Raw genomic sequence first — 24,515 nt, forward strand, 5'->3', positions numbered from 1 at the left:
GGGTCAGCCCGTCTCGACGATCATGCCCGCGCCGACGGTACGGTTCGTCGACTCGTCGATGATGATGAAGCCACCGGTCGTCCGGTTGCGCCGGTACTCGTCGGCGAGCAGCGGGACGGTGCTGCGCAGCCGTACCCGACCGATCTCGTTGAGCCGCAGCTCGTCGGCGGACTCGTCGCGGTGCAGCGAGTTCACGTCGAGCCGGTAGTGCAGGCCGCGGACCACCGCCCGGGCCGACCGGGTGGTGTGCTTGATCGCGTACTTGGCGCCGATCCGCAGCGGCCGGCTCTCGTCCATCCAGCAGACCATCGCCTCGATGTCCTGGGTCACCGCCGGGGCGTTGTTCGGCCGGCAGATCAGGTCGCCCCGGGAGACGTCGATCTCGTCGGTCAGCCGTACGGTCACCGACATGGGCGGGAACGCCTGCTCCACCGGCCCGTCGGCGGTCTCGATCCCGGCGATCCGGCTGGTGAACCCGGACGGCAGCACCATCACCTCGTCGCCCGCCTTGAGCACACCCGAGGCGACCTGTCCGGCATAGCCGCGGTAGTCGGTGACCGTGGTCGACTGGGGCCGGATGACGTACTGCACCGGGAACCGTACGTCGACCATGTTGCGGTCCGAGGCGATGTGCACGTGTTCGAGGTGGTGCAGCAGCGACGACCCCTCGTACCAGGGGGTCCGCTCGGACCGGGAGACGATGTTGTCACCGTGCAGCGCCGAGATGGGCACCACGGTCAGGTCCGGCACCTCCAGCTTGGCCGCGAACGCGGTGAACTCGTCGGCGATCCGCTCGAAGACCTCCTGGGACCAGTCGACCAGGTCCATCTTGTTGACGCAGAGCACCAGGTGCGGCACCCGCAGCAGGGAGCAGAGGAACGCGTGCCGGCGGGACTGCTCGACCAGGCCCTTGCGGGCGTCGACCAGGATCAGCGCCAGGTCGGCCGTGGACGCCCCGGTCACCATGTTCCGGGTGTACTGGATGTGCCCGGGGGTGTCGGCGATGATGAACTTCCGCCGGGGGGTGGCGAAGTACCGGTACGCGACGTCGATGGTGATGCCCTGCTCGCGCTCGGCCCGCAGCCCGTCGGTGAGCAGCGCCAGGTTGGTGTACTCGTCGCCCCGGGCCGCGCTGACCGCCTCCACCGCGGCGAGCTGGTCGGTGAAGAGGGACTTGGTGTCGTAGAGCAGCCGGCCGATCAGCGTGGACTTGCCGTCGTCGACGCTGCCCGCCGTGGCGAACCGGAGCAGGTCCATCGCGCGGGTCTCGGTGGGGACCACGGTGGCCGTCATCAGAAGTACCCTTCCCGCTTGCGGTCTTCCATCGCCGCCTCGCTGACCCGGTCGTCGCCCCGGGTGGCCCCACGCTCGGTGATCCGGGTCGCGGCGACCTCGTCGATCACCTTCTGCACGGTGTCCGCGTCGGAGCGGACCGCGGCCGTGCAGGAGGCGTCACCGACGGTGCGGTAGCGGACCGTCTCCGTGAAGGTCGTCTCGGTCGGGCGCGGCCGGATGAACTCGTTGACGGCATAGAGCATGCCGTCCCGCTCCACCACCTCACGCTGGTGCGCGTAGTAGATCGAGGGCAGGGTGAGCCCCTCCCGGGCGATGTAGTGCCAGACGTCGAGCTCGGTCCAGTTGGAGAGCGGGAAGATCCGGATCGACTCCCCGGGGTGGTGCCGGCCGTTGTAGAGGGACCAGAGTTCCGGCCGCTGGTTCTTCGGATCCCACTGGCCGAAGTCGTCCCGGAAGCTGAACACCCGTTCCTTGGCCCGGGCCTTCTCCTCGTCGCGGCGGGCTCCGCCGAAGAGCGCGTCGAAGCGGTACTTCTCCACGGCGTCCAGCAGCACCGGGGTCTGGATCCGGTTCCGCATGCCGTCGCCGGCCTCGCGTACCAGCCCGGACTCCAGCGCCTCCGGGACGCTGGCCACCACCAGGTGCAGCCCCAGCTCGGAGACCCGACGGTCGCGGTAGTCCAGCACCTCGGGGAAGTTGTGGCCGGTGTCGACGTGCATCACCGGGAACGGGATCCGGGCCGGGGCGAACGCCTTCTCCGCCAGCCGCAGCATGACGATGGAGTCCTTGCCGCCGGAGAAGAGCAGCACCGGCCGCTCCAGCTCGGCGACCACCTCGCGGATCACGAAGACGCTCTCGGCTTCCAACGCGTCCAGATGCGACACCCGGTACGCGGCCGGTTGGCTCATGCCGGCGCTCCGCTCCGCTGCGCGCCGCCATGAGGCACACCAGCACTGAGCCCCACGATTCGCTCGCTGCGCTCGCTCATGCCGGTGCTCCGCTTCGCTGCTCGGTCACGGGTTCCAGACCCTTCCGGTCGGTCAAGTCAGGACAGGACGCCTACGGTACCTGGATGTGGCGCTGCAACGCTGCGAGCAACCCGGGCGCGAGATCCTTCCGGCAGACCACCAGATCCGGCAGTCGCGGATCGCCCTGGTTGTATTTCAGCGCGGATCCGTCGATCCGGGAAGCGTGCAGCCCGGTGGCCGTCGCCACAGCGACCGGTGCCGCCGAGTCCCACTCGTACTGGCCGCCGGCGTGCACGTACCCGTCCACCTCGCCGCCGATGACCGCGGCGATCTTCGCGCCGGCCGAGCCCATCGGCACCAGCTCGGCGTCGATCTCCGCGGCGAGTTCGGTGAGGAACACCGGCGGGCGGCTGCGGCTCGCGGCGAGCCGGGCGCGCGGCCGGGCCCCCTCCGGAGCGGTCGGCGCGCCGAGCGTCATCGGCGGGTACGCCGGCGGATAGTCCGTGGCCAGCACCCGGTGCTGGGCGGGGAGCCCGATCGCCCCGGCCGTCAGCCCGTGCGGGGTCTGCGCCCCGCGCGTCCAGAGGGCCACGTGCACCGCCCAGTCCGCCCGGCCCTCCTCGGAGAACTCCCGGGTGCCGTCCAGCGGGTCGATGATCCAGACCCGGTCGGCGGCGATTCGCGGCGCCACCTCCGGCTCGGCATCCGCGGCCCAGGCCAGGCGGGAACCCTCGTCCTCCTCCGACAGCACCGCGTCCGCCGGGCGCCAGCGGGCCAGCTCGGTGCGGAGCAGCTCGTGCGAGACCTTGTCACCGGCCGCCTTGAGGGCGCCCGCGTCCGCGTACCCCAGCTCTGCCCGGATGTCCATCAGTGCCTGGCCGGCACGATCGGCCAGCCACCGGGCGAACGCTCCGTCGATCACCGGCGGCGCGGCCATCAGCGCACCCCGGCGACGTCGGCCACCACATCAATTACGACCACTGCTCTGCCTCCTCACCCGCGGCGGAAAGACTACCGGCCCGTGGGGCGCGGCGGTGCGACCGCACCGGTACGTTGCACCGACCTCGTTCATCCGCTGTGGTACGTGTTCTGCGCCCACTCCAGGCCCCGGGTGACGACCGCCTCCACCACGTCGGCCGCCCGGTCCACCAGGAACTCCAGCTCCTTGCGCTCCACCGCCGAGAAGTCGGAGAGGACGTAGTCCGCCGGATCCTGCCGGCCCGGAGGGCGCCCGATGCCGAAGCGCACCCGCACGTAGTCCTTGGTGCCGAGCGACCTCGACATCGACCGCAGGCCGTTGTGCCCGCCCTCGCCGCCGCCGCACTTCGCCCGGAGCTGTCCGTACGGGATGTCCAGCTCGTCGTGTACCGCGATCACCTGCGCCGGGGCCACCTTGTAGAACTGGGCCAGCGCCGCCACCGGGCCTCCGGAGAGGTTCATGTAGGTGAGCGGCTTGGCCAGCACCAGTCGGGGACCCCCGAGCCCCAGCCGCCCCTCGGCGACCTCGGCCACCGCCCGACGGTGCCGGCCGAACCGGGCACCGATCCGCTCGGCGAGCAGGTCGGCCACCATGAATCCGACGTTGTGCCGGTGCCGGGCGTACTCCTTGCCGGGGTTGCCGAGGCCGGTCACCAGCCACGGACGAGCCTCTTCCGTCACGCCTGTCTCCCTGTTGCCGCCTTGCCGCAAGCACCTACCCGGCCCTGCCCGGAAGACCCGCCCCCGGACGGAAACAGGCGCCCCCGAAGCGTTCGGGAGCGCCTGTCACACGCGTTCGGTCAGGCCTCGGCGGAAGCCGGTGCCGGTGCGCCCTCGGCGCCCTCCTCGGCCTCGGCGCCCTCCTCGGCCTCGGCGGTGGGCTCCTCGCCACCCTCCGCGGCCATCTGCTCGGCGGTCGGCGACGCGGCGATGACGACGAGGACCGACTCGGGGTCGGCGACCAGCTCGACGCCCTCCGGCAGCCGCACGTCCGCGGCGGTCACCTGGGAGCCGGCCGACAGGCCCTCGATCGAGTGCTCCAGGCTGTCCGGCAGCCGGGTGGCGTCCGCGCTCACCGAGAGCGTGTTCTGCTCGTTCATCACCAGCGTGTCGCGCGCCGGCTCGCCGGTCAGGTGCACCGGGATGTCGACGGTGACCTTCTCGCCCCGCCGGACCAGCAGCAGGTCGATGTGCTCCAGGGTGTCCTTGATCGGATCACGCTGGATCGCCTTGGGCAGTGCGAGGGCCTGGGTGCCGTCGCTGATCTCGATGGTGAACAGCTGGTTGGCCCCGCCGTGCCGGATGGCGGCGGCGAACTCTCGCGCGGGTAGCGCGATGTGCTTGGGCGCCTCGCCGTGGCCGTACAGCACGGCGGGCACCTTTCCGGCCCGGCGGGTACGACGGGCACCACCCTTGCCGAACTCGGTGCGGGGCTCGGCGCTGATCTTTACCTCGGACACGGGAAAACTCCTGATACGGTCACTGCGGCGCTACGTCGGCTGGCGTTGGCGGTGCTGGGGCGAGGGGCTCGCTGGGGCGCTTGCGTCAGAACACTGCCCGGAGCACCGCGTCGATGACGGTGCATCCGTGCGGCGCTTGCTCAGCGGTCCGCAGGGCACCCTCGCCGTGGCAACCGCACCAGTCTACCCGAGCCCCGTAGCGGCACTCAGCCGGTCCCCGGCCCACCCGTCGGACCGGGCGGGGAGCCGCAGCCGCCCTCCCGGCCGGTCGGCGTCGCCGCGGTCGAACCGGGCCGGTCGCGGCGGTCGCCGCCCGCGCGGGGCGGGCCGGGCGGCAGCCCGGTCCACCCGTCCGCAGTCGTCAGCTCAGACCACCGAAGAGCGTGGTCACCGACCCGTCGTCGAACACCTCGCGGATGGCGCGGGCCAGCAGCGGGGCGATCGACAGCACCGTCAGCTTGTCGAGCTGCTTCTCCGGCGGCAGCGGCAGCGTGTTGGTCACCACCACCTCGCTGATCCGGCTGTTCTTCAGGCGCTCGGTCGCCGGGTCGGACAGCAGGGCGTGGGTCGAGGCGACCACGACGTCCGCCGCCTTCGAGTCGTGCAGGATCTCGGCCGCCTTGCAGATGGTGCCACCGGTGTCGATCATGTCGTCGACGATCAGGCAGACCCGGCCCTCGACGTCGCCGACCACCCGGTTGGCCACCACCTGGTTCGGCTTCATCGGATCCCGGGTCTTGTGGATGAAGGCCAGGGGGCAGCCGCCCAGCCGGTCCGTCCAGCGCTCCGCGACGCGTACCCGACCGGAGTCCGGTGCCACCACCGTGATCGGTCGGCCCGCGTACTTGCGCTGCACGTACTCGGCCAGGATGTCCATCGCGAAGAGGTGGTCCACCGGACCGTCGAAGAAGCCCTGGATCTGCGCGGTGTGCAGGTCGACGGTGAGGATCCGGTTCGCGCCCGCCGTCTTGAGCAGGTCGGCGACCAGCCGGGCGGAGATCGGCTCCCGGCCCCGGTGCTTCTTGTCCTGTCGGGAGTAGGGGTAGAAGGGCAGGACGACGGTGATCCGCTTGGCCGAGCCGCGCTTCAACGCGTCGACCATGATCAGGGTCTCCATGACCCACTTGTTGACGCCGTGCGTCACGGACTGCACCACGAAGGCGTCCGAACCACGCACCGAGTCCTTGAACCGTACGAAGATCTCCCCGTTGGCGAAGTCGTACGAGTCGGTGGGGGTCGGCGCGACACCGAGCACCTCACCGATCTCCGTTGCCAGCTCCGGGAAACCCCTCCCGGAGAAGAGCATCAGACTCTTGCGATTTTCGGCGACGATGCTGCCCATCGGCTCGTCTGCTCCCGTTTGTCGGTGGGTCACCCGGTGTTGGGCCAGAGACTATTCGGTTGCAGTATCTCTCGGCGTCGGACCGGGGCCACTCCCATCGCTCGCCTCGTGCAGTGCCTCACCTTCGCTTGCGCCGGCCAGGGCCTGTCGGGCACGCTCCGCCGCTGCCGCCGACCGGGTACCGGGGCGCCGGCGCTCGACCCAGCCCTCGATGTTGCGCTGCTCCGCGCGGGTCACGCCGAGCGCGCCCGGCGGCACGTCGCTGGTGATCGCGCTGCCGGCCGCGATGTACGCCCCGGCGCCCACCTCGACCGGCCCGACGAGGCTGGTGTCGCAGCCGACGAACGCCGCCTCGCCGACCGTGGTGTGGTGCTTGTTGACACCGTCGTAGTTGACGAAGATCGTGGCGGCGCCGATGTTGGCCCGCGCGCCGATGGTCGCGTCACCCACATAGCTGAGGTGGGGCACCTTGGCCCCCTCACCGATCTCGGACTTCTTCACCTCGACGAAGGTGCCGATTTTCGCCCGTTCCAGCAGGTTGGCCTCCGGCCGCAGGTACGCGTACGGGCCGACGCTGGCCCGCGCGCCGATCCGGGCGCCCACGGCGTGCGCGCGCAGCACGGTCGCACCCTCCCCGACGGTGGTGTCGACCAGGGTCGTGTCCGGCCCCACGGTCGCGCCGGTGCCGACGACCGTGGCGCCCAGCAGCTGGGTGTTCTGGTCCACCACCGCGTCCCGGTCCAGCCGGACCGTCACGTCGATCCAGGTCGTCGCCGGGTCGAGCAGGCTCACCCCGGACCGCATCCAGCCCTCGTTGATCCGGTCGCGCAGCATGCCGCGCAGTCCGGCCAGCTCCACCCGGTCGTTGCAGCCGAGCGTCTCGGTGGCGTCCGGCGCCACGTGCACCGCCACCGTCTCACCGGCCGCGACGAGCAGGCCGAAGACGTCCGTCAGGTACTCCTCGCCCTGGTCGTTGTCGGTGGAGATCTTGCCGAGGGCGGCGCGCAGCAGCGCGCCGTCGAAGGCGTAGATGCCGGCGTTGATCTCCCGGAGCGCACGCTGCTCGGCGCTCGCGTCCCGCTCCTCCACGATCTGCTCCAGGCCGCCGTCGACCCCCCGGACGATCCGGCCCAGACCGGTCGGGTCGGCGACCTCGGCGGCCAGCACGGTGGCCGCCGCGCCGGCCGCCTCGTGCGTGGCCACCAGCGCGGCCACCGTCTCCGGCCGCAGCAGCGGCACGTCGCCGTTGAGCACGACCACGGTGCCGGCGGCGTCCGGCGCCGTCTCGAGCGCGATCCGGACGGCGTGCCCGGTGCCGAGCTGCTCGGCCTGGAGCACGGGCTCCGCACCGGCGGCGATCTCGGTCAGGTGGGCGGTCACCCGGTCGGCGCCGTGGCCGACGACGACCAGGGTGCGGTCGGGCTCCAGCGGCGTGGCGGCGGCCAGGACATGACCCAGCAGAGTACGCCCGAGTAGCGGGTGCAGCACTTTGGGTAACGCCGACTTCATCCGCTTGCCCTCACCGGCGGCGAGGACGACGACGGTGCGGTGGCGGGACTGGGACACGGAATTGCTCCCGTCAGGACGGCCGGCAGTGTGCGGCCCCATGCTAACCAGGGGGTCCGGCAGGGTTCGCCGGTTATCCCCCGGATGGGCCCACAAGCGGCCTCGAATGGTATCCACATCCGGCCTGAGCTGGAGCTCGGCCGCCAGGACTCGAACCTGGAACACAAGAACCAAAATCTTGGGTGTTGCCAATTACACCACGGCCGAAGGTGTGCGCGGTTAGCCTAGCGCCTCGCCGTCCGCGGGCCCCACCCCGTTACATTCCAGGTCGTCCAGGGCGGCCATCACCCCTTCGATCCGCCAGTAGAGCTCCCGACTGCGTGGCACCTGGATGATCAGACAGCCGTGGTAGTCGTCCCCGGTGTTGCGCCGAACAGTCGTGGGCCGGTGGCGCTTCAGGGTGGCGCGCCGGAAACGCTCGGCCGGCAGGCCGAGGGTCTGGGCCCACCAGGCGGCCGCCGCCTCCGGGTCGGCCGAGGCGTGGATGCTCACCCGGTAGGTCGGCACGTCCGGCCCCACTCCGGACGATCGCAGGAAACGCAGGAACAGCCGGAGCAACCGGACATCGCTGTTGATGATGGTCACCCGGTCGTCCCGGCGCCACGGCTTCGACTTGGTCCCCTCGCACCAGTAGATGACCGCGCCGAGCATGAGCAGATCCCGCCCGTCCAGCGGATTGATCCCGGCGGCGGCCCGGGCGTGCTCCGCCGCCCGGGCGGCGTCGCGGGTCTCGCGGTGGGCGGCCCAGCGCGCCTCCGTCATCCGGCGGGAGTGTGCCCGTCGGCGGACCGCCCCGGCCTCCGGATCCTGGTCGAGCGGCAGGTGCCGCAGCCACTGGTAGGCGGTGGAGCGGGCGACCCCGAGCTCGGTGGCTATCTCCGGAACCGAGCGACCGGTGCCGCGCAGCTCGACCGCCCGGTCCCGGAGCCCGTCCTTGGCATTCGGCCGTTTCGTCCAGGCGGGCGCGGGAACGTCCCGGAGCAACGCGTACAACCGGTCCTTGCCGATGCCGAGGCGGCGCTGGATGTCGCGCGCGGAGAGCTGCTCGACGGTGCGCAGCCGCCGCGCCTCGGCGGCGAGCGGGTCGTTCATGAACAGCAGGTTAGAACGGCCGTACGACATGGTGGACATCGTTGCCAGCGAATTTTCAGGTTCGCGTCCATGGCAGACTACGGCAGCGTAGGTTACGGTAACGTAGGCGTAAGTTACCAATCCTTCCCCTCACGCTCTGCGAGGTGCCATGTCCAGCGTCCTACTCGAAACCGCGGCCTCGGCCGGTACGAAGACCGGGCCCAAGCCGCTCACCGAGGGCGTCCAGTCCAAGGGCATCCTGGTCGCCCTCTGGGCCTTCGTGGTGGTCCCGTTCCTGGCCCTGGTGGCGGCCGTCCCGGTCGCCTGGGGCGGCTGGTTGAGCTGGACCGACATCGCCATCGCCGGTGTCTGGTACGTGGTGGCCGGCGTCGGCATCACCGCCGGCTTCCACCGCTACTTCACGCACGGGTCCTTCAAGGCCAAGCGCTGGCTGCGGGTGGCCCTGGCGGTCGCCGGCTCCTTCGCGGTCCAGGGCGACATCACCCAGTGGGTCGCCGACCACCGCCGCCACCACGCCTTCTCCGACCTGGAGGGCGACCCGCACTCGCCGTGGCGCTTCGGCAACAGCGTCTGGGGTCTGACCAAGGGGCTGTTCCACGCCCACGTCGGCTGGCTGTTCCACCGTGAGCTGTCCAACCGGGAGCGGTTCGCCCCCGACCTGCTGGCGGACAAGGACATCCGGCGGGTGACCCAGCTCTTCCCCGTCCTGGTGGCCATCTCGCTGCTCGGCCCGGCGGCCATCGGCGGCCTGGTGACCATGTCCTGGCAGGGCGCGCTGACCGCGTTCTTCTGGGCCGGTCTGGTCCGGGTCTCCCTGCTGCACCACATCACCTGGTCGATCAACTCGGTCTGCCACGTCTACGGCGAGCGCCCGTTCGAGGTGCGCCAGGGCGACAAGGCCTCGAACTTCTGGCCGCTGGCGATCCTGTCCTTTGGGGAGAGCTGGCACAACCTGCACCACGCCGACCCGACCTGCGCCCGCCACGGCGTGCTGCGCGGGCAGGTCGACATCACGGCGCGGACGATCTGGGTGTTCGAGAAGGTCGGCGCGGCCTACGACGTACGCTGGCCGAAGCCCGACCGGATCGCCGCCAAACTGGTCAAATCCACCGCGTCGCAGTGACCGACGTCGTGGCCGGGCACCCGGCCGGAGGGGTCTGCCTGGCAGGATGGCCGGGTGACAGAGCCCAGCGAGGGCACCACCAGGCAGACCACCACCGCCAGACGGCAACGGGATAGCGATGTGATGACGGACAGCCCGAGCACGAACCGCGGCGTCGGGCGCAGGCAGATTCCGCCCCCGACGCCCCCGCCGGCCAAACCCGGATCCCGGGTACGCATGTCCGCCGCGCAACGGCGCGAGCAACTGATCGCCATCGGCCGGCAGATCTTCGCCGAACGCGGCTTCGACGCGACCTCCATCGAGGAGGTCGCGTCCCGTGCGAAGGTCTCCAAACCGGTGGTCTACGAGCACTTCGGCGGCAAAGAGGGTCTCTACGCGGTGGTGGTGGACCGGGAGGTCCGCGCGCTGCTGGACCGGGTCGCCGCCGCGCTGACCGCCGGTCATCCCCGGGAGCTGCTGGAACAGGCGGCGCTGGCCCTGCTCGACTACATCGAGGAGGAGACCGACGGGTTCCGGGTGCTGGTCCGGGAATCTCCGATGCTCTCCGCGACCGGCACCTTCAGCAGCGTCATGAACGACATCGCCCACCGGGTGGAGCACATCCTGGGGGCGGAGTTCAAGAGCCGGGGCTACGACCCGAAGCTCGCCGAACTCTACTCGCAGTCGCTGGTCGGGATGGTGGCGCTGAGCGGTCGCTGGTGGCTGGAGGTGCGCAAGCCCCGCAAGGAGACCGTCGCGGCGCACCTGGTCAACCTCGCCTGGAACGGCCTGTCCCACCTGGAGCCGAAGCCGACGCTGCTCACCCGCCGTACCCGCTGACCGTCGCCCGGCGTCGACGGAGCCCCGCCGTCACCTCCGGGGTGGTCGGCGCGGGCGGTGTCAGCGGCCGGGCCGGGCCGACGAGCTGCCCGGGTACTCGGCCTCGGCCTCGGCGTGTTCCGGTGGACCGACCTTGTCGTACAGGCCGGTGGCGAGGAAGGCCAGCCCGAACAGCATCGACACGATGACGGTCGACATCGAGAAGTTGAGGATGTTGGCCTCGGTCTGCAGCACGGTCATCATCGCCAGGCCGGTGAGCAGGAAGACCACCCCGGCGGTGAGGTTCATGAAGTGTCCGAGGTTGCCGCGGTGCAACGCCCCGAAGAGTACGACGGCACCGAAGACCACGGAGACCAGCGCGAAGGCGAGATTGGTCCGCAGCCCGAGCACCCAGTGACTACCTCGGTTGAAGAGCGGGTCACCGACGGTCTCGATCAGCCCGAGCACCCCGAAGACCAGGATGTACAGCCCGATGAGTCCGGCGATCGCCCGGTACACGGGGCGAGCCGGATGGTTGACCGGGATGTGTGCCACGGCTTCCCCTTCGTACCGTTGGGCGACTTCCTACCGGATTGTCGCCCAGGACGGGGAGGCCTGACTGGCAAACGGGGATCGGCGTGGCGATCCCCGTCCGCTCAGAGCACCAGGCGGGCGTCGTGGAAGGCCTTGGCCTCGTCCTCGGAGCCGACCCGCCCGTACATGCCGGCCATCAGCAGCACCAGCCCGATGATCATTACGACGATCGTGGTGGTGATGCTGAAGTTGAGGTAGTTGGCGTCCGTACGCAGCGTCGCGAGGGCGGCCAGGCCGAGCGCCATGAAGCCGTACCCGAACAACTTGTTGACCGTCGCGTCGACGTTGCGGCCGATGACGGTGGCGACCAGGACGATCGCGCCGAGGATCGCGGAGATCACGGAGTAGCCCAGGTTGGTGCCCTGGCCCAGCACCATCGTGTCGTCCTGGGCGAAGAAGTCGCTGCCGCTGAGGGAGATGATGCCGAGCACGCCGAAGGCCAGCAGGTAGAGCCCGGTCAGGCCGCCGATCGTCCGGTAGATCGGCCGCGCGGGATGGTTCACGGGATTGTGGGCCATGATCGGTAGTCTCCAACGCCGTTCCAGTGAGGGTCCGGCCGATTCTCTCGCACCGCATCGACGTGACGCCGCACACCCCCACCCCACCCATGATCGCCGTGATCAGGGAACGGTTCGCGCGTGTCGTCGGCGTGTCGACGGCACCGCTCCCTGATCACGCCGATCACGCCCCGCACCCGCCGGAGCCGCCACGGGGTTCAGCTGTCGGAGACCTGCTCGGCCAGCGTCAGCCAGGCCTCCTCGACCTGTTCCCGCTCAGCCCGTACGCTGCGCAGCTGGCCGTCCAGCTCGGCGACCCTGCCGTAGTCGGTGGCGTGTTCGGCGAGCTGGCCGTGCAGCGTGGCCTCCCGCTGCTCCAGCTTGCCCACCTGCCGCTCCAGCCGGGCCAGTTCCTTGCGCGCCGCCCGCAGCTCACCCCCGGAGAGCCCACCCTGACCGCCACCGTTCCCGCCGTCCCCTCCGCGAGCCGCATGATCGCGGTGATCAAGGGCTCCAGCGGACGACACGCCGGCGACACGCGGAACCGTTCCCTGATCACGGCGATCTTGGGGGTGGGAGAGGTACTCCTCGACGCCGCCGGGGAGATGGACCAGCCGGCCGTCGCCGTACATGCCGTAGACCACGTCGGTGACCCGTTCGATCAGGTACCGGTCGTGGCTGGCCACTATCAGGGTGCCGGGCCAGGAGTCGAGCAGGTCCTCCAGCGCGGCCAGCGTGTCGGTGTCCAGGTCGTTCGTCGGCTCGTCGAAGAGCAGCACGTTCGGCTCGGCGGCGAGCAACCGGAGCAGTTGCAGGCGACGGCGCTCACCCCCGGAGAGATCCGAGACCGGGGTCCAGAGCCGGCGGTCGTCGAAGCCGAACATCTCGGCGAGCTGGGACGCGGTGATCTCCCGATCCCCGAAGACCACCCGCCGGGCCACCTCCTCCACCGCCTCCAGCACCCGCAGCTCACCCGGCAGCTCGGCGAGCTCCTGGGAGAGGTACGCGGCCCGGACGGTGGAGCCGACCCTGAGCCGCCCCGCCTCCGCCTCCCGGGTGCCGGCGAGCAGCCGGAGCAGGGTGGTCTTGCCGGCGCCGTTCGCCCCGACGATCGCGATCCGGTCGCCCGGCCCGACCTGCCAGGTCAGGTCGTCGAGGATCAACTTCGGGCCGGCCCGCAGGGTGACCTGCTCCAGGTCGTACACCTGCTTGCCGAGCCGGGACGTGGCCAGCCGTTGCAGGGACAGGCTGTCCCGGGGCGGCGGTACGTCCGCGATCAGCGCGTTCGCCGCCTCGATCCGGAACCGCGGCTTCGAGGTACGGGCCGGCGGGCCGCGCCGCAGCCAGGCGATCTCCTTGCGCAGCAGGTTCTGCCGGCGGGCCTCCGTGGTGGCGGCCACCCGTTCCCGCTCGGCCCGGGCCAGCGTCCAGGCGGCGAACCCGCCCTCGTAGGCCCGCACCGTCTGGTCGGCGACCTCCCAGGTGCTGGTGCAGACGGCGTCCAGGAACCACCGGTCGTGGGTGACCACCACCAGCGCGCCCCGCTTGCCGACCAGGTGCCGGGCCAACCAGTCCACCCCGGCCACGTCCAGGTGGTTCGTCGGCTCGTCCAGCACGATCAGATCGGCGGTACGCACCAGCAGGGCGGCCAGGGCCACCCTGCGCCGCTCGCCACCGGACATCGGCCCGACCGGCTGGTCCAACCCGAGATACGGCATGCCGAGGCCGTCGAGGATCGCCCGCACGCCGGCGTCGCCCGCCCATTCGTGCTCGGCGCCGAAGCCCTCGTCGAGCCAGGCGGTACCGAGCACCACGTCCCGGACGCTCGCCCCGGGGTCGAGGGTCAGATTCTGCGGCAACCAGGCCACCCGCAGGTCGCGGCGGTGGGTGACCCGGCCGCTGTCCGGCTCCTCCAGCTTCGTCAACAGTCGCAGCAGGGTCGACTTGCCGGCACCGTTGAGCCCGACCACCCCGATCCGGTCGAGGTCGTCGAGACCCAGGGAGACGTCGGTGAGCAGTTGCCCCGCCGCGCCGTAGCCCTTGGAGACCCGGTCCAGGTTGACGATATTGGCCATGCTCAGACGGTAGTCACGTGCCGGGACCCGGTTGTCGTCAGGCTCCCGCCCCGATCCGGGCACCGGGCACCGGGCCGTGCGCGGTACGGGCCGCCCGGCACACCCCGGCCGTCTCCAGCTCGGCGGCGATCCGCTCCGCCTCCGCCGCGTCCGGGGCGAGGAAGACGCAGGTCGGCCCCGAGCCGGAGACGATGCCGGCGAGCGCACCGGCCGCCTCGCCGGCCTTGAGCGTGGTCGCCAGCGCGGGGCGCAACGCCAGCGCCGCCGCCTGCAGGTCGTTGCCGAGCGCCCGACCGAGCCGCGCCGGATCCCGGCCACGCAGCGCGGCGAGCAGCGCGTCCGCGTTGCGCAGCGGCGGCGGCGCGGCGTACTCGGCGCGCAGCCGGTCGAGTTCGGCATAGGCGGCCGGGGTGGAGAGGCCCTCGTCGGCGACCGCCACCACCCAGTGCCAGGTGGTGGGGCGGGCCAGGATCGGGCTGATCGTCTCGCCGTGGCCGGTGCCCAGCGCGGTACCGCCGTAGACCAGGAACGGGACGTCGGAGCCGAGCCGGGCGGCGATCACGGCCAGCTCGTCGCGGGACAGGTCCGTACCCCAGAGGGCGTCGCAGGCCACCAGCGCGGCGGCCGCGTCGGCGCTGCCGCCGGCCAGGCCGCCGGCCAGCGGGATCTGCTTGCGCAGGTGCAGCCGGGCGTGGGCCGGCCGGCCGGTGTACGCGGCGAGCGCCCGGGCCGCCCGGATGGCGAGGTTGGACTCGTCCAGGGCGAGTTCGCCGGCGCCCTCCCCCTCCATGGTCAGGGTGAGGGTGTCACCGCGCCGGGCGGTCAGCTCGTCGTAGATCGAGATCGCCTGGTAGACGGTGTTCAGCTCGTGGTAGCCGTCCTCGCGCAGCGGCCCGACCCCGAGGTGGAGGTTGACCTTCGCCGGGACGCGTACCCGCACCGGGCCGGGCAGTCCCCGCCGCGGACGGTCGTCCTCGCCGCCCGGGCCCCACGCCTCGGTCACGGGGCGACGTCCCGGACCCGCAGCCGGATCTCGAACGGCTTCGCCAGCACGAGCTCCCCGGCGGACCGCTGCCGTACCGGGTCGGGCGACCAGGGCCGCCGGTTTCCCGGGCCCACGGGCTGCGCCGTCACGTCTGACACCTCCTGCCGCACACGCCGTCAGCCTACTCGGCGGCCCGTACGGCGACCGGGGCCGACGCGGCGATCGCGGCGAACTGGGCGACGGTCAGCGACTCGCCCCGGGCACCGGGGTCGACCCCGGCCGCGGCGAGCGCCGCCCCGGCCCGGTCCGCGCCGCCGGCCCAGCCGGCCAGGGCGGCGCGCAGCGTCTTGCGACGCTGCGCGAACGCCGCGTCGACCACCGCGAAGACCCGTTCCCGGGGTACGTCGGCGCGCGGCGGCTCCCGCCGGGAGAAGGCGACCAGCCCGGAGTCGACGTTCGGCACCGGCCAGAAGACGTTCGGCGGTACCCGCCCGGCGCCGCGCGCCGCCGCGTACCAGGCGAGCTTGACCGAAGGGATGCCGTAGGTCTTCGAGCCGGGGCCGGCGACCAGCCGGTCGGCGACCTCCTTCTGCACCATCACCAGGCCGTGCCGCAGCTCGGGCAGCTCGGCGAGCAGGTGCAGCACCACCGGTACCGCGACGTTGTAGGGCAGGTTGGCCACCAGCGCGGTCGGGGCCGGCCCGCCCAGCTCGGCGGCGGTGATCCGCAGCGCGTCGGCGCGGTGCACGGTGAGCCGGTCGGCGGTCGCCCCGGCGTGCCGGGCCACGGTCCCGGGCAGGGCGCCGGCCAGCACCGGGTCGATCTCCACCGCGTGTACGTGCGCGGCCACCGGCAGCAGCCCGAGGGTCAGCGAACCGAGCCCCGGGCCGACCTCCAGCGCCACGTCGTCCGGGGTCAGCCCGGCGGCGGTCACGATCCGCCGCACCGTGTTGGGATCGTGCACGAAATTCTGGCCGAGCCTCTTCGTCGGCGCCACGCCCAGCCGGGCGGCGAGGTCCCGGATCTCCGCCGGGCCGAGCAGGTCTGCGGCCATGTCGAAACAGGGTACGGGCCGGCCCCTCGGCCCACGGACCGCGCTCCGGTTTCCGGCGGCGCGCCGGACCGGCCGGCCGTGCCGGGGTCGGTAAAGACGCCCGGACCGGCCGACGTGCCGGGTCAGACAGGCGGGCCGGATCAGGCCGGCCGGCCGGTGTGCCGGGTCAGGCCGGCGGGCCGACGTGCAGGGTCAGGCCGGCGTGCCGGCGAAGTGGCAGGCGGCGACGCGTGCCGTGCCGTCACCGGCCACCGGTTCCTCGCCGGCCGCGACGAGCAGTTCCGGCTGTTCCCGGTGGCAGATGTCCTGGGCGATCGGGCAGCGGGTGTGGAACCGGCAGCCCGACGGCGGGTCGACCGGGCTGGGCGGGTCGCCGGCCAGCACGATCCGCTGCCGGCCCCGTTCGCGCGGATGCCGGACCGGTACCGAACCCAGCAGCGCCCGGGTGTAGGGGTGGGCCGGGTCCTGGTAGACCGTGGCGGCCGGTCCAAGCTCGGCCAGCCGGCCCAGGTACATCACCGCGACCCGGTGCGAGACGTGCCGGACCACGCCCAGGTCGTGCGCGATGAAGACCAGCGCGATCCCCAGTCGCCGTTGCAGCTCGGCGAGGAGGTTCACCACCTGGGCCTGCACCGAGACGTCGAGCGCGGAGACCGGTTCGTCGCAGACCACCACCCGGGGCTCGGTGGCCAGCGCGCGGGCGATGCCGATCCGCTGGCGCTGTCCGCCGGAGAACTCGTGCGGGAACCGCCGCATCATGTCGGGCGCCAACCCGACCATCTCCAGCAGCTCGGCCACCCGGTCGCGCCGGGCGGCGGCACCCCGGACCAGCCGGTGCACGTCCAGCGGTTCGGCGATCACGTCCAGGATCGGCATCCGCGGGTTGAGCGAGGTGACCGGATCCTGGAAGACCATCTGTACGGCCCGGCGCAGCTCGCGGCGGTGACCGCCCCGGGCCGCGCCGACGTCGAGTCCGGCGTAGCGCACCCGGCCGGCGTCGGGGCGCTCCAGGCCGACCAGCAACCGGGCCAGGGTGGACTTGCCACAGCCGGACTCACCGACCACCCCGAGGGTCTCACCCGCCGAGACGGTGAGATCCACCCCGTCCACCGCGTGCACCCGGGACCGGCCGCCGAGGCTCCCTCCGGCCCGGTACCACTTGCGGACCTCGGTGGCGACGAGCAGCGGCTCACCCGGGGTCGAGGCACCGGCATCGCGTGGACCGGCGTCGCGTGCACCGCCGTCGGGTTCACCGCCGTCGCGTGGAGCGGCGGTGGGTGCACCGGCGGTCAGCGGGCCGGCGGTGAACGGGCCGGCGGAGGCGGACAGCGCGGTCGGCAGGCCCGCGCCATGACCCCCCGCCGTACCGGGACCGGTCGTCGGGTCGGGCCCGGCCGGGCGGTCAGACGGCGGCATCGACGGTCTCCTCGGCGTAGTGGCAGGCGGCGCTCCGGCCGGGGGCGGCGAGCGGCCGGCGCTCCGGACGGTCCGCCGGGCACCGCTGCGTCGCCCGGTCGCAGCGCGGGTGGAAGGCGCAGCCGGTCGGCAGGGCGAGCAGGTTGGGCGGGCTGCCCGGGATGGGGCGCAGCAGGTCGCCCGGCTGCTCCAGGTCGGGTACGGAGCGCAGCAGCGCCGCCGTGTACGGGTGCGCCGGACCGTCCAGCACCTCGGTCACCGTGCCGGTCTCGACGATCCGGCCGGCGTACATGACGGCGACCCGGTCGGCGATCTCGGCGGCCACCCCGAGGTCGTGGGTGATCAGCAGGACGCCCATCCCGAGTTCTGCGCGCAGCCGGTCGACGAGTTCGAGGATCTGCGCCTGCACCGTGACGTCGAGCGCGGTGGTGGGCTCGTCGGCGATGAGCAGCCGGGGGCCGAGCGCGACCGCCATCGCGATCAGGATCCGCTGCCGCATGCCGCCGGAGAACTGGTGCGGGTAGTCGCGTACCCGGCGGTCGGGGGCCGGGATGCCGACCAGCCGGAGGAGTTCGGCGGCCTCGGCCCGGGCGGCCCGGCGGGACAGCCCGCGGTGGATCCGGAACACCTCGCCGAGCTGGTCACCGATCGAGAGCACCGGGTTGAGCGCCGAGAGCGCGTCCTGGAAGACCAGCGCCATGGTCTCGCCGCGCAGGGCCCGGATCCGGTCCGGGTGCAGGCCGTTGAGGTCGGTACCGGCGACCCGCACCTCGTCGGCGCGGACCCGTACGCCGGGATGGTCGAGCAGGCCCATCACGGCGCGGGCGGTGACCGACTTGCCGGAGCCGGACTCGCCGAGCAGCGCCAGCACCTCGCCGGCGGCGATGTCGAGGTCGAGTCCGCGCACCGCCGGGATCTCCCCGCGCCGGTTGGTGAACGTGACGTCGAGGTGCCGGATGCGCAGCGCCGCCGGCAGGTCGCCGTCCGGCGACCGCCGCACCTCGGCCGGACCGCTGAGCCCCGCCCCACTAATCACTACAGCTCCCGAATTTCCGTGACGGTTCCCGTCGTAACGATTTCTCGCATGCATTCCGTGATTCACGCCGGAGACGGTCCTCATGTTGACACGTGGCGCCTGATCCTGGCAATCTCTGCTCCCACATCGCCGACAATCCACACCGACAGCCGACCGCGGCGCCGAAAACCACCGCGCGGACGCCGATCGGTGGGCCGACCGAAGGAGGAACCGGCGTGCTCGACCCCGCCACCGCATACACCGGCTACACGTCCTACAGCTACCTGGAGGCAGGAACCGACTACCGGGAGTTCGCACTCGCCCCGGAACTCGGCCGGGTCCCCGCGTACCAGGGAAGCTCGCTGTCGGACACCCAGCGGGAACGGGTCCGCCGGCTGCTCACCGACAACGTGGTCATCTCGCTGCACGACCACCCCTCGGTCTTCCCCGACGACATCAGCCAGACCGTCGACTACAACCGCACGGCGCGGCACCACACCGGGTACGCCGGGCTGGCCCGCTCCGGGATGACCGCCGTCTTCGACAACATGATGGACGGCACCTGCTGCGTGACCAGCCAGATGGGCTGGAAGTGGACCGACGTGATCGCCGACCTCGGCATGCGGCTGTCGGACCTGGCCCACCAGGACTACCTGATCCGGGTCGAGCGGCTGGCCGACATCCACCACGCCCACCAGACCGGGCGGATGGGCCTGGTGCTGGCCACCGAGGCGGCCACGATGATCGAGAACGAGCTGGACCGGATCGACATGCTCTACGGCTTCGGCGTCCGGCAGATGGGCATCGCCTACAGCGAGGCGAACACCCTGGGCAGCGGGCTGAAGGAGCGCGGCGACGGCGGGCTGACCTACTTCGGCGAGAAGGCCGTACGCCGGATGAACAAGCTCGGCGTCGCCATCGACGTGTCACACTCCGGCGACCGCACCTCGTTGGACGTCATCGCGCACTCCACCAAGCCGATCTTCATCACCCACGCCGGGTCCCGCACGGTCTGGCCGACCAACCGGATGAAGCCCGACGAGGTGATCCGGGCCTGCGCCGAGCGCGGCGGGGTGCTCGGGCTGGAGGCGGCACCGCACACCACCCTGTCGCCGGCGCACCCCCGGCACAGCATCGAGTCGGTGATGGACCACTTCGTCCACTGCGTGGAACTGGTCGGCATCGACCACGTCGCGTTCGGGCCGGACACCCTCTTCGGCGACCACGTCGGCCTGCACGACACGTTCGCCGCCCACCTCTCCATCGCCGAGGCGCACGGGCACGTCGACCACCCCCGGGTGCCGTACGTCGACGGGCTGGAGAACCCGGCCGAGTGCTACTGGAACATCGTCTCCTGGCTGGTCGGCCACGACTACTCGGACGACGAGATCGGCAAGGTCCTGGGGGGCAACATTCTGCGCGTCCTTGAGGAGGTCTGGCACTGATGGCACTGTTCCGACGCGGTCCACTCCGGCGTACCCTCGCCGTCGCGGTGGGCACGCTCTCGATCGGGCTGGCGGCAACCGCCTGCTCGCCCAGCAACCCCGACAGCCAGGCCGGTGGCGGCGGTGACTCCGCGGACCGGATCACCATCGGCACCACCGCCGACGTGCTCAACTACAACCCGCTGGTCGGCAACAGCCGTACCGACACCTGGGTGACGAACCTGATGTACCCGCGCCTGATGGGCATGGGACTGGACGGGGTGCGGACGCCGTACCTGGCCAGCAAGTGGGAGTACACCGACGGTGGCCGGAAGGCGAAGGTCACCCTGCGGGACGACTTCACCTGGAGCGACGGGGAGAAGGTGACCGCCGAGGACGTGGCGTTCACCATCGAGGCGGTCGCCAAGGAGAAGATCGGGGTGGTGGCCGGGCTGATCCCGGCGTACCAGAAGACCACCGTGCTCTCCCCGACGGAGCTGGAGTTCCAGCTCTCCCAGCCGGACGGCACGTTCCTGGAGAACGTCGGCTTCTGGATGCCGGTCGTGCCGGAGCACGTCTTCAGCAAGGTCGGCAGCGTGCAGAAGTTCGCCAACGACAAAGACTGGGTGTCGGCCGGGCCGTACAGGCTGACCACGGTGGAGCGCGGCCAGCGGTACGTGATGCAGCGGGTGGAGAACTTCCCGCTCGTCGAGGGGGGACCCAAGACCAAGGAGGTCGTGTTCCGGGTCTTCCCGGACGTGAACACCGAGGCGCTGGCCCTGCGCAACGGCGACATCGACCTGATCGCGAACGTACTGCCGCCGGCGCTGGCCAAGACGCTGGAGGGCGACAGCAAGCTCAAGCTGGTGACGGTGCCGTCGCTGGGCTGGGCGCACATGCAGTACAACACCGCCCGCAAGCCGCTGGACCGGCTGGAGGTACGGCAGGCGCTGGCCGCCGCCGTCGACTACGAGGCGATCCGGCGGGTGGCGTTGCAGGGCAAGGCGGTCTCCTCGAACTCCTCGGTGCTGACCCCGACGCTGAAGCAGTGGCAGGACCCGTCCGCCAAGGAGTACACCCACGACCCGGCGAAGGCGAAGCAGCTGCTCACCGGGGCCGGCCTCAAGGACGGCAACGGGGACGGCCTCTTCGACGGGCTGAGCCTGCGCATGATCTACGACCAGGCCGACCCGAACATCTCCAAGTGGGCGCAGCTGGTCCGGGACTCCGCCAAGGAGGCCGGGATCGAGATCAAGCTGGAGGGCCTGGAGCGCAACACGTACGTGGAGAAGTACACCGCCCGGGACTACGACATCTACGCCGGCTCCTGGGCGATCATGGAGAACCCGCCGGCCAACCTGACCCTGGCGTTCAAGTGCAAGGGCTTCATCAACTACGCGAACGCCTGCGACCCGGAGCTGGACCGGCTGATCGACGAGTCGCGGTCGAAGCTGGACCAGGCCGGCCAGAAGGGCCCGATCCAGCAGGCTGCGAAGATCATCTCCGACAAGGTGTACGACAACGTGCTCTACGTCGAGGAGTTCACCATCGCGCACTCGGCGAAGTGGTCCGGCTTCCAGGTCCAGCCGAGCGAGCTGCTCTCCATCGTCAACCCCGTCTCGCTGGCCCAGGCCACGGCCGGCTGAGCCGGGAACGGAAGCCTCCGCCGGGCGGCGCCGCACCCGCCGCCCGGCGGAGCCGGTTAGGAAGGGCCCCTTCCTCTACAAAATCCGATAACAAGGGGCCCTTCCTTACCCCTCAAGTCCTGGAAGGAGAGGACATGCCCGCTGGCGCCCGGTTCGTCGTCCACCGCCTGCTCCGCGGCGTACTGACCATGTGGTTCGCGGTGACCGTGACGTTCTTCCTGCTCCGCCTCCTGCCCGGCGATCCGGCGCTGGCGGTCGCCGATCCCGGGATGACCGCGGAACTGCGTGCCGAACTGCTGCACGACTACGGCCTGGACCGGCCGCTCGCCGTGCAGTACTGGGAGTACCTGACCCAGCTCGTGCAGGGCAACCTCGGGGTGTCGTTCCGGCAGAACCAGCCGGTCCTCGACATCCTGCTGGAGCGGCTGCCCTGGACCCTGCTGCTGGCCGGTACCGCCCTCGCGGTCACCGTCGTGCTCGGCATCCCGCTCGGGGTGGTCGCCGCCACCCGGGCCCGGGGGGCTCTGGACCGGCTGATCCAGGTCGGCGGGATCACCGGCCAGTCGCTCTTCATCCCGAGCGTCGGCGTACTGCTGCTCTACGTCTTCGGGGTGCAGTTCGGCATCCTGCCGATCGGCGGCGCGATGGACGACGATGTCTACGGCCTGGCGGCGTACGCCAGCATCGCGACGCACCTGGTGCTGCCCTGCCTCTCGCTGGTGCTGGTGCAGCTCGGCTCGTACGTACTGACCCTGCGCAGCACGCTGATCGACGCGCTTGGCGAGGACTACTGCACGCTGGCCAGGGCCAAGGGCCTGCCGAACCGGAAGGTGGTCTGGCGGCACGCGCTGCGCAACGCGCTGCTCCCGACCACCACGCTGGTCGGGCTCCAGCTCGGCTTCCTGGTCGGCGGGGCGGTGCTCACCGAGTCGATCTACGCCTACCCGGGCGTGGGGCGGGCCATCTTCGAGGCGGTCGGGCAGCTCGACTTCCCGGTGCTCCAGGGCGCCTTTCTGATGCTGGCCTTCGCGGTCATCGTCGCCAACCTGCTGACCGACCTGGCCTACGGGCTGCTCGATCCGAGGGTGCGTACCTCATGACGACCGAAGCTGTGCTCCCGCCGGCCGGCGATCCGCCGCCGCCGGCCGCCGCCGGGGCCGCCGGTGGGCTGCCGCCGTCCGAGTCCGTGGGCCGGCAGACCTGGCAGGCGTTCCGGCGCAACCCGCTCGGCATGGGCAGCGCCGTCGTGCTGGTGCTGCTCGGCCTGGTCGCGCTCGCCGCGCCGCTGATCGCCGACTACCCCACCGGGTACGGCGAGGACGTGCTCGCCGGGCCGACCGGTGCGCACTGGTTCGGCACCGACGACCTGGGCCGGGACGTCTTCGCCCAGGTGGTCTGGGGCACCCGGGTCAGCATCGTGGTGGGTCTGGCGGCCAGCCTGCTGGCGATCGTGATCGGCGTGGTGGTCGGGATCGCCGCCGCCTACTTCCGCCCGGCCGACCTGGTGCTCGGCATCATCGTGGACGTCTCGCTGTCGCTGCCGGTGCTGCCGCTGATGATCCTGGTCGCCGCGCTGGCCGGGCCGAGCGTGCCGACCCTGGTGGTGGTGATCGCGGTCTTCAGCTGGCCCGAGGTGGCCCGGGTGGTCCGCTCGCAGGGGCTCGCCGTGGTGCCGATGCCGTACGTCTCGGCGGCGCACGTGATCGGCGGTTCGCATCTCTGGATCATCCGCAAGCACGTGCTGCCGGGCGTCGCGCCGGTGGTCGCGGTCTCGGTGGTGCTGACCACCTCCCGGGCGGTGCTCTCCGAGGCGGGGCTGTCGTTCCTCGGTCTGGGCGACCCGAACAGCTGGTCGTGGGGGACGATCCTGCACCAGGCGCAGCGTTCCGGGTCGCTCGCCACCGCCTGGTGGACCACGCTCTTCCCCTCGCTGGCCATCCTGCTGCTGGTGGTGGCCACGACCCTGCTCGCCGTGGCGTACAACGACGCCCGCAACCCCCGGACGAGGTGATCTCGCGGTGCGACTGCCGCCGTCCTTCTTTGTCGCCCTCCAGACGCGGGTCCGCGCCGAACTGGACCGGGTCGGGCTGGACGCCCTGCTGCTGGACGACCCGCTCGACGTGGCGTACCTGACGGGTTTCTCGCACTTTCCGAACGAGCGGCCGGTGGCTGCCTACCTGCCGCGTGACGGCGCCGTGCTGCTGCTGGTCCCCGACCTGGAGCGGGAGTACGCGGCCGACCAGCGGGCCGCCGCCGAGCTGGTGGTCTATCCGGAGTTCCCGGGTGAGCGGAGCCCGTTCGCGGTGCTCCGGGACGCGGTGCCGGCCGCCCCGGCCCGGGCCGGTTACCCGCCGTCCACCTCGGTCGGCCGGGTCGCCGGGCTCGCGGCGGCGTTCCCCGGCACCGAGTGGGTCGCCAGCGGCCTCGTCGGCGGGCTGCGGTTGCGCAAGACGCCGGAGGAGATCGCCCTGCACACCGAGGCGGCCCGGATCGCGGACGCGATGCTGGCCGAGGGCGCCCGGCTGGTCGCGGCGGCGGTGTCCGGCGGCGGCGAACTGCCGACCGAGACGGAGCTGGCCGGCCACGTCACCCGGTACGGCGCGGCGAAGATGTACGCCGAGCACGACGACGTCGTGGTGGTGCCGATGCTGACCGGCGGCCTGGTCTACGGCGGGGCGAACTCGGCCCAGCCGCACCGGCTGCCCGGCGGGGACCGGCTGCGTCGGGGCGAGCCGTTCATGCTCTCGCTCGGCTGTGCCGTGGGTGGCCGGTTCGTGGAGAGCGAGCGGACCTTCCTGCTGGGTGAGCCGACCGCCGAGCAGCGCCGCTACTACGAGGTGGTCCGGGAGGCGCAGCAGGTGGGCACCGAGGCGCTGCGCCCGGGTACCCGCTGCGTGGACGCCAACCGGGCCTGCCTGGACGTGATCCGCCGGGCCGGGCTGGGCGAGTTCCTGCGGCACCGGCAGGGCCACGGGATCGGCCTGGGCTTCCACGAGCCGCCGTGGGTGGCCGACGGGGACGACACCGAACTGGCGCCCGGGATGCTGCTCTCCAGCGAGCCCGGCGTCTACGTACCGGGCCACGCCGGCTACCGGATCTCGGACACCGTGCTGGTGACCGACGACGGGCCGCGCCGGCTCACCGGCTATCCCCGAGACCTGACCGACATCGTGATCGGAGCATGAC

General features: G+C 71.8%; 22 protein-coding genes, 1 tRNA gene and 2 pseudogenes. 7 read left to right on the forward strand and 18 right to left on the reverse strand.

Features of this window, described 5'->3' with window-relative positions; all coding sequences use genetic code 11:
* Positions 1–3: 3 nt before the first annotated feature.
* The 9 genes from ACQEUR_RS15370 to ACQEUR_RS15410 all read right to left on the reverse strand — a co-directional run bounded on the left by ACQEUR_RS15370 (position 4) and on the right by ACQEUR_RS15410 (position 8,702).
* On the reverse strand, positions 4–1,293 hold the full coding sequence (locus ACQEUR_RS15370; RefSeq protein ID WP_433030818.1) for a sulfate adenylyltransferase subunit 1: 1,290 nt from the start codon (positions 1,291–1,293) through the stop codon (positions 4–6).
* Positions 1,293–2,204 (reverse strand): sulfate adenylyltransferase subunit CysD, encoded by a 912-nt coding sequence (gene cysD / locus ACQEUR_RS15375; RefSeq protein WP_433030821.1) that lies wholly within the window; start codon positions 2,202–2,204, stop codon positions 1,293–1,295. Before cysD ends, ACQEUR_RS15370 begins: the two co-directional genes overlap by 1 nt.
* Before the next feature lie 151 nt (positions 2,205–2,355).
* Positions 2,356–3,201 carry an inositol monophosphatase family protein gene (locus tag ACQEUR_RS15380; RefSeq protein WP_433030824.1) on the reverse strand — a complete coding sequence of 282 codons (846 nt, stop codon included), beginning with the start codon at positions 3,199–3,201 and terminating at the stop codon, positions 2,356–2,358.
* Between the two features lie 131 nt (positions 3,202–3,332).
* Positions 3,333–3,923: an aminoacyl-tRNA hydrolase gene (gene pth / locus ACQEUR_RS15385; RefSeq protein ID WP_433030827.1), complete on the reverse strand. Its 591-nt coding sequence runs from the start codon at positions 3,921–3,923 to the stop codon at positions 3,333–3,335.
* Between the two features lie 119 nt (positions 3,924–4,042).
* Positions 4,043–4,702: a 50S ribosomal protein L25/general stress protein Ctc gene (locus tag ACQEUR_RS15390; RefSeq protein ID WP_433030830.1), complete on the reverse strand. Its 660-nt coding sequence runs from the start codon at positions 4,700–4,702 to the stop codon at positions 4,043–4,045.
* Positions 4,703–5,063: 361 nt separating this feature from the next.
* Complete coding sequence (locus ACQEUR_RS15395; protein WP_433030833.1) at positions 5,064–6,044, reverse strand: ribose-phosphate diphosphokinase; 981 nt, start codon at positions 6,042–6,044, stop codon at positions 5,064–5,066.
* 51 nt (positions 6,045–6,095) lie between these two features.
* Complete coding sequence (gene glmU, locus ACQEUR_RS15400) at positions 6,096–7,610, reverse strand: bifunctional UDP-N-acetylglucosamine diphosphorylase/glucosamine-1-phosphate N-acetyltransferase GlmU (RefSeq protein ID WP_433030836.1); 1,515 nt, start codon at positions 7,608–7,610, stop codon at positions 6,096–6,098.
* 135 nt (positions 7,611–7,745) lie between these two features.
* Positions 7,746–7,817: transfer RNA gene (locus ACQEUR_RS15405), tRNA-Gln, on the reverse strand.
* Between the two features lie 12 nt (positions 7,818–7,829).
* Complete coding sequence (locus tag ACQEUR_RS15410; RefSeq protein ID WP_433030839.1) at positions 7,830–8,702, reverse strand: helix-turn-helix domain-containing protein; 873 nt, start codon at positions 8,700–8,702, stop codon at positions 7,830–7,832.
* A gap of 148 nt (positions 8,703–8,850) precedes the next feature.
* Here ACQEUR_RS15410 and ACQEUR_RS15415 point away from each other — a divergent pair, with 148 nt between their 5' ends.
* Both ACQEUR_RS15415 and ACQEUR_RS15420 read left to right on the forward strand, forming a co-directional pair.
* Complete coding sequence (locus ACQEUR_RS15415; protein ID WP_433030842.1) at positions 8,851–9,825, forward strand: acyl-CoA desaturase; 975 nt, start codon at positions 8,851–8,853, stop codon at positions 9,823–9,825.
* Positions 9,826–9,948: 123 nt separating this feature from the next.
* The gene (locus tag ACQEUR_RS15420) at positions 9,949–10,644 is read left to right on the forward strand and encodes a TetR family transcriptional regulator (protein WP_433031046.1); all 696 of its coding nucleotides are present in this window, start codon (positions 9,949–9,951) and stop codon (positions 10,642–10,644) included.
* Between the two features lie 60 nt (positions 10,645–10,704).
* Here ACQEUR_RS15420 and ACQEUR_RS15425 read toward each other — a convergent pair whose 3' ends face one another.
* From ACQEUR_RS15425 to ACQEUR_RS15465, 9 genes and pseudogenes are all read right to left on the reverse strand, one after another.
* Positions 10,705–11,178, reverse strand: coding sequence for a DUF4383 domain-containing protein (locus tag ACQEUR_RS15425; RefSeq protein WP_433030844.1), 474 nt, complete (start codon positions 11,176–11,178; stop codon positions 10,705–10,707).
* Between the two features lie 101 nt (positions 11,179–11,279).
* Positions 11,280–11,735 (reverse strand): DUF4383 domain-containing protein, encoded by a 456-nt coding sequence (locus ACQEUR_RS15430; RefSeq protein ID WP_433030847.1) that lies wholly within the window; start codon positions 11,733–11,735, stop codon positions 11,280–11,282.
* Between the two features lie 197 nt (positions 11,736–11,932).
* A pseudogene (locus tag ACQEUR_RS15435) lies at positions 11,933–12,142 on the reverse strand (ABC transporter ATP-binding protein); the annotation flags it as partial.
* Between the two features lie 147 nt (positions 12,143–12,289).
* Positions 12,290–13,789: pseudogene (locus tag ACQEUR_RS15440) on the reverse strand (ABC-F family ATP-binding cassette domain-containing protein); the annotation flags it as partial.
* A gap of 37 nt (positions 13,790–13,826) precedes the next feature.
* Entirely contained in the window at positions 13,827–14,792 is a 966-nt protein-coding gene (locus ACQEUR_RS15445) for a 4-(cytidine 5'-diphospho)-2-C-methyl-D-erythritol kinase (RefSeq protein WP_433030850.1), read from the reverse strand.
* Positions 14,789–14,923: a hypothetical protein gene (locus ACQEUR_RS15450; RefSeq protein WP_433030853.1), complete on the reverse strand. Its 135-nt coding sequence runs from the start codon at positions 14,921–14,923 to the stop codon at positions 14,789–14,791. The genes ACQEUR_RS15445 and ACQEUR_RS15450 overlap by 4 nt, the downstream gene beginning before the upstream one ends.
* 32 nt (positions 14,924–14,955) lie before the next feature.
* Positions 14,956–15,828, reverse strand: a complete 873-nt coding sequence (gene rsmA / locus ACQEUR_RS15455) for a 16S rRNA (adenine(1518)-N(6)/adenine(1519)-N(6))-dimethyltransferase RsmA (protein WP_433030856.1) — start codon at positions 15,826–15,828, stop codon at positions 14,956–14,958.
* A 192-nt stretch (positions 15,829–16,020) separates the two neighbouring features.
* Entirely contained in the window at positions 16,021–17,244 is a 1,224-nt protein-coding gene (locus tag ACQEUR_RS15460) for an oligopeptide/dipeptide ABC transporter ATP-binding protein (RefSeq protein ID WP_433030859.1), read from the reverse strand.
* The gene (locus ACQEUR_RS15465) at positions 17,231–18,280 is read right to left on the reverse strand and encodes an ABC transporter ATP-binding protein (RefSeq protein ID WP_433030862.1); all 1,050 of its coding nucleotides are present in this window, start codon (positions 18,278–18,280) and stop codon (positions 17,231–17,233) included. The genes ACQEUR_RS15460 and ACQEUR_RS15465 overlap by 14 nt, the downstream gene beginning before the upstream one ends.
* 215 nt (positions 18,281–18,495) lie before the next feature.
* Here ACQEUR_RS15465 and ACQEUR_RS15470 point away from each other — a divergent pair, with 215 nt between their 5' ends.
* The 5 genes from ACQEUR_RS15470 to ACQEUR_RS15490 all read left to right on the forward strand — a co-directional run bounded on the left by ACQEUR_RS15470 (position 18,496) and on the right by ACQEUR_RS15490 (position 24,514).
* Complete coding sequence (locus ACQEUR_RS15470) at positions 18,496–19,704, forward strand: dipeptidase (RefSeq protein ID WP_433030864.1); 1,209 nt, start codon at positions 18,496–18,498, stop codon at positions 19,702–19,704.
* Positions 19,704–21,329: an ABC transporter substrate-binding protein gene (locus tag ACQEUR_RS15475; protein ID WP_433030866.1), complete on the forward strand. Its 1,626-nt coding sequence runs from the start codon at positions 19,704–19,706 to the stop codon at positions 21,327–21,329. The genes ACQEUR_RS15470 and ACQEUR_RS15475 overlap by 1 nt, the downstream gene beginning before the upstream one ends.
* A gap of 134 nt (positions 21,330–21,463) precedes the next feature.
* Complete coding sequence (locus ACQEUR_RS15480) at positions 21,464–22,429, forward strand: ABC transporter permease (protein WP_433030869.1); 966 nt, start codon at positions 21,464–21,466, stop codon at positions 22,427–22,429.
* On the forward strand, positions 22,426–23,340 hold the full coding sequence (locus tag ACQEUR_RS15485) for an ABC transporter permease (RefSeq protein WP_433030872.1): 915 nt from the start codon (positions 22,426–22,428) through the stop codon (positions 23,338–23,340). The genes ACQEUR_RS15480 and ACQEUR_RS15485 overlap by 4 nt, the downstream gene beginning before the upstream one ends.
* 7 nt (positions 23,341–23,347) lie before the next feature.
* Positions 23,348–24,514, forward strand: a complete 1,167-nt coding sequence (locus ACQEUR_RS15490) for a M24 family metallopeptidase (protein WP_433030874.1) — start codon at positions 23,348–23,350, stop codon at positions 24,512–24,514.
* Position 24,515: the final 1 nt, after the last annotated feature.

This window comes from Plantactinospora sp. CA-290183, assembly GCF_050936375.1.
Taxonomy (GTDB): Bacteria; Actinomycetota; Actinomycetes; order Mycobacteriales; family Micromonosporaceae; genus Plantactinospora.

Bases quoted from the DNA above. Each gene is read 5' to 3' on its own strand.
- ACQEUR_RS15370 (WP_433030818.1), bottom strand. From the start codon at position 1,293: ATGACGGCCACCGTGGTCCCCACCGAGACCCGCGCGATGGACCTGCTC.
- cysD (WP_433030821.1), bottom strand. From the start codon at position 2,204: ATGAGCCAACCGGCCGCGTACCGGGTGTCGCATCTGGACGCGTTGGAA.
- ACQEUR_RS15380 (WP_433030824.1), bottom strand. From the start codon at position 3,201: ATGGCCGCGCCGCCGGTGATCGACGGAGCGTTCGCCCGGTGGCTGGCC.
- ACQEUR_RS15395 (WP_433030833.1), bottom strand. From the start codon at position 6,044: ATGGGCAGCATCGTCGCCGAAAATCGCAAGAGTCTGATGCTCTTCTCC.
- ACQEUR_RS15410 (WP_433030839.1), bottom strand. From the start codon at position 8,702: ATGAACGACCCGCTCGCCGCCGAGGCGCGGCGGCTGCGCACCGTCGAG.
- ACQEUR_RS15415 (WP_433030842.1), top strand. From the start codon at position 8,851: ATGTCCAGCGTCCTACTCGAAACCGCGGCCTCGGCCGGTACGAAGACC.
- ACQEUR_RS15420 (WP_433031046.1), top strand. From the start codon at position 9,949: ATGACGGACAGCCCGAGCACGAACCGCGGCGTCGGGCGCAGGCAGATT.
- ACQEUR_RS15430 (WP_433030847.1), bottom strand. From the start codon at position 11,735: ATGGCCCACAATCCCGTGAACCATCCCGCGCGGCCGATCTACCGGACG.
- rsmA (WP_433030856.1), bottom strand. From the start codon at position 15,828: ATGGCCGCAGACCTGCTCGGCCCGGCGGAGATCCGGGACCTCGCCGCC.
- ACQEUR_RS15460 (WP_433030859.1), bottom strand. From the start codon at position 17,244: ATGCCGCCGTCTGACCGCCCGGCCGGGCCCGACCCGACGACCGGTCCC.
- ACQEUR_RS15475 (WP_433030866.1), top strand. From the start codon at position 19,704: ATGGCACTGTTCCGACGCGGTCCACTCCGGCGTACCCTCGCCGTCGCG.
- ACQEUR_RS15480 (WP_433030869.1), top strand. From the start codon at position 21,464: ATGCCCGCTGGCGCCCGGTTCGTCGTCCACCGCCTGCTCCGCGGCGTA.
- ACQEUR_RS15485 (WP_433030872.1), top strand. From the start codon at position 22,426: ATGACGACCGAAGCTGTGCTCCCGCCGGCCGGCGATCCGCCGCCGCCG.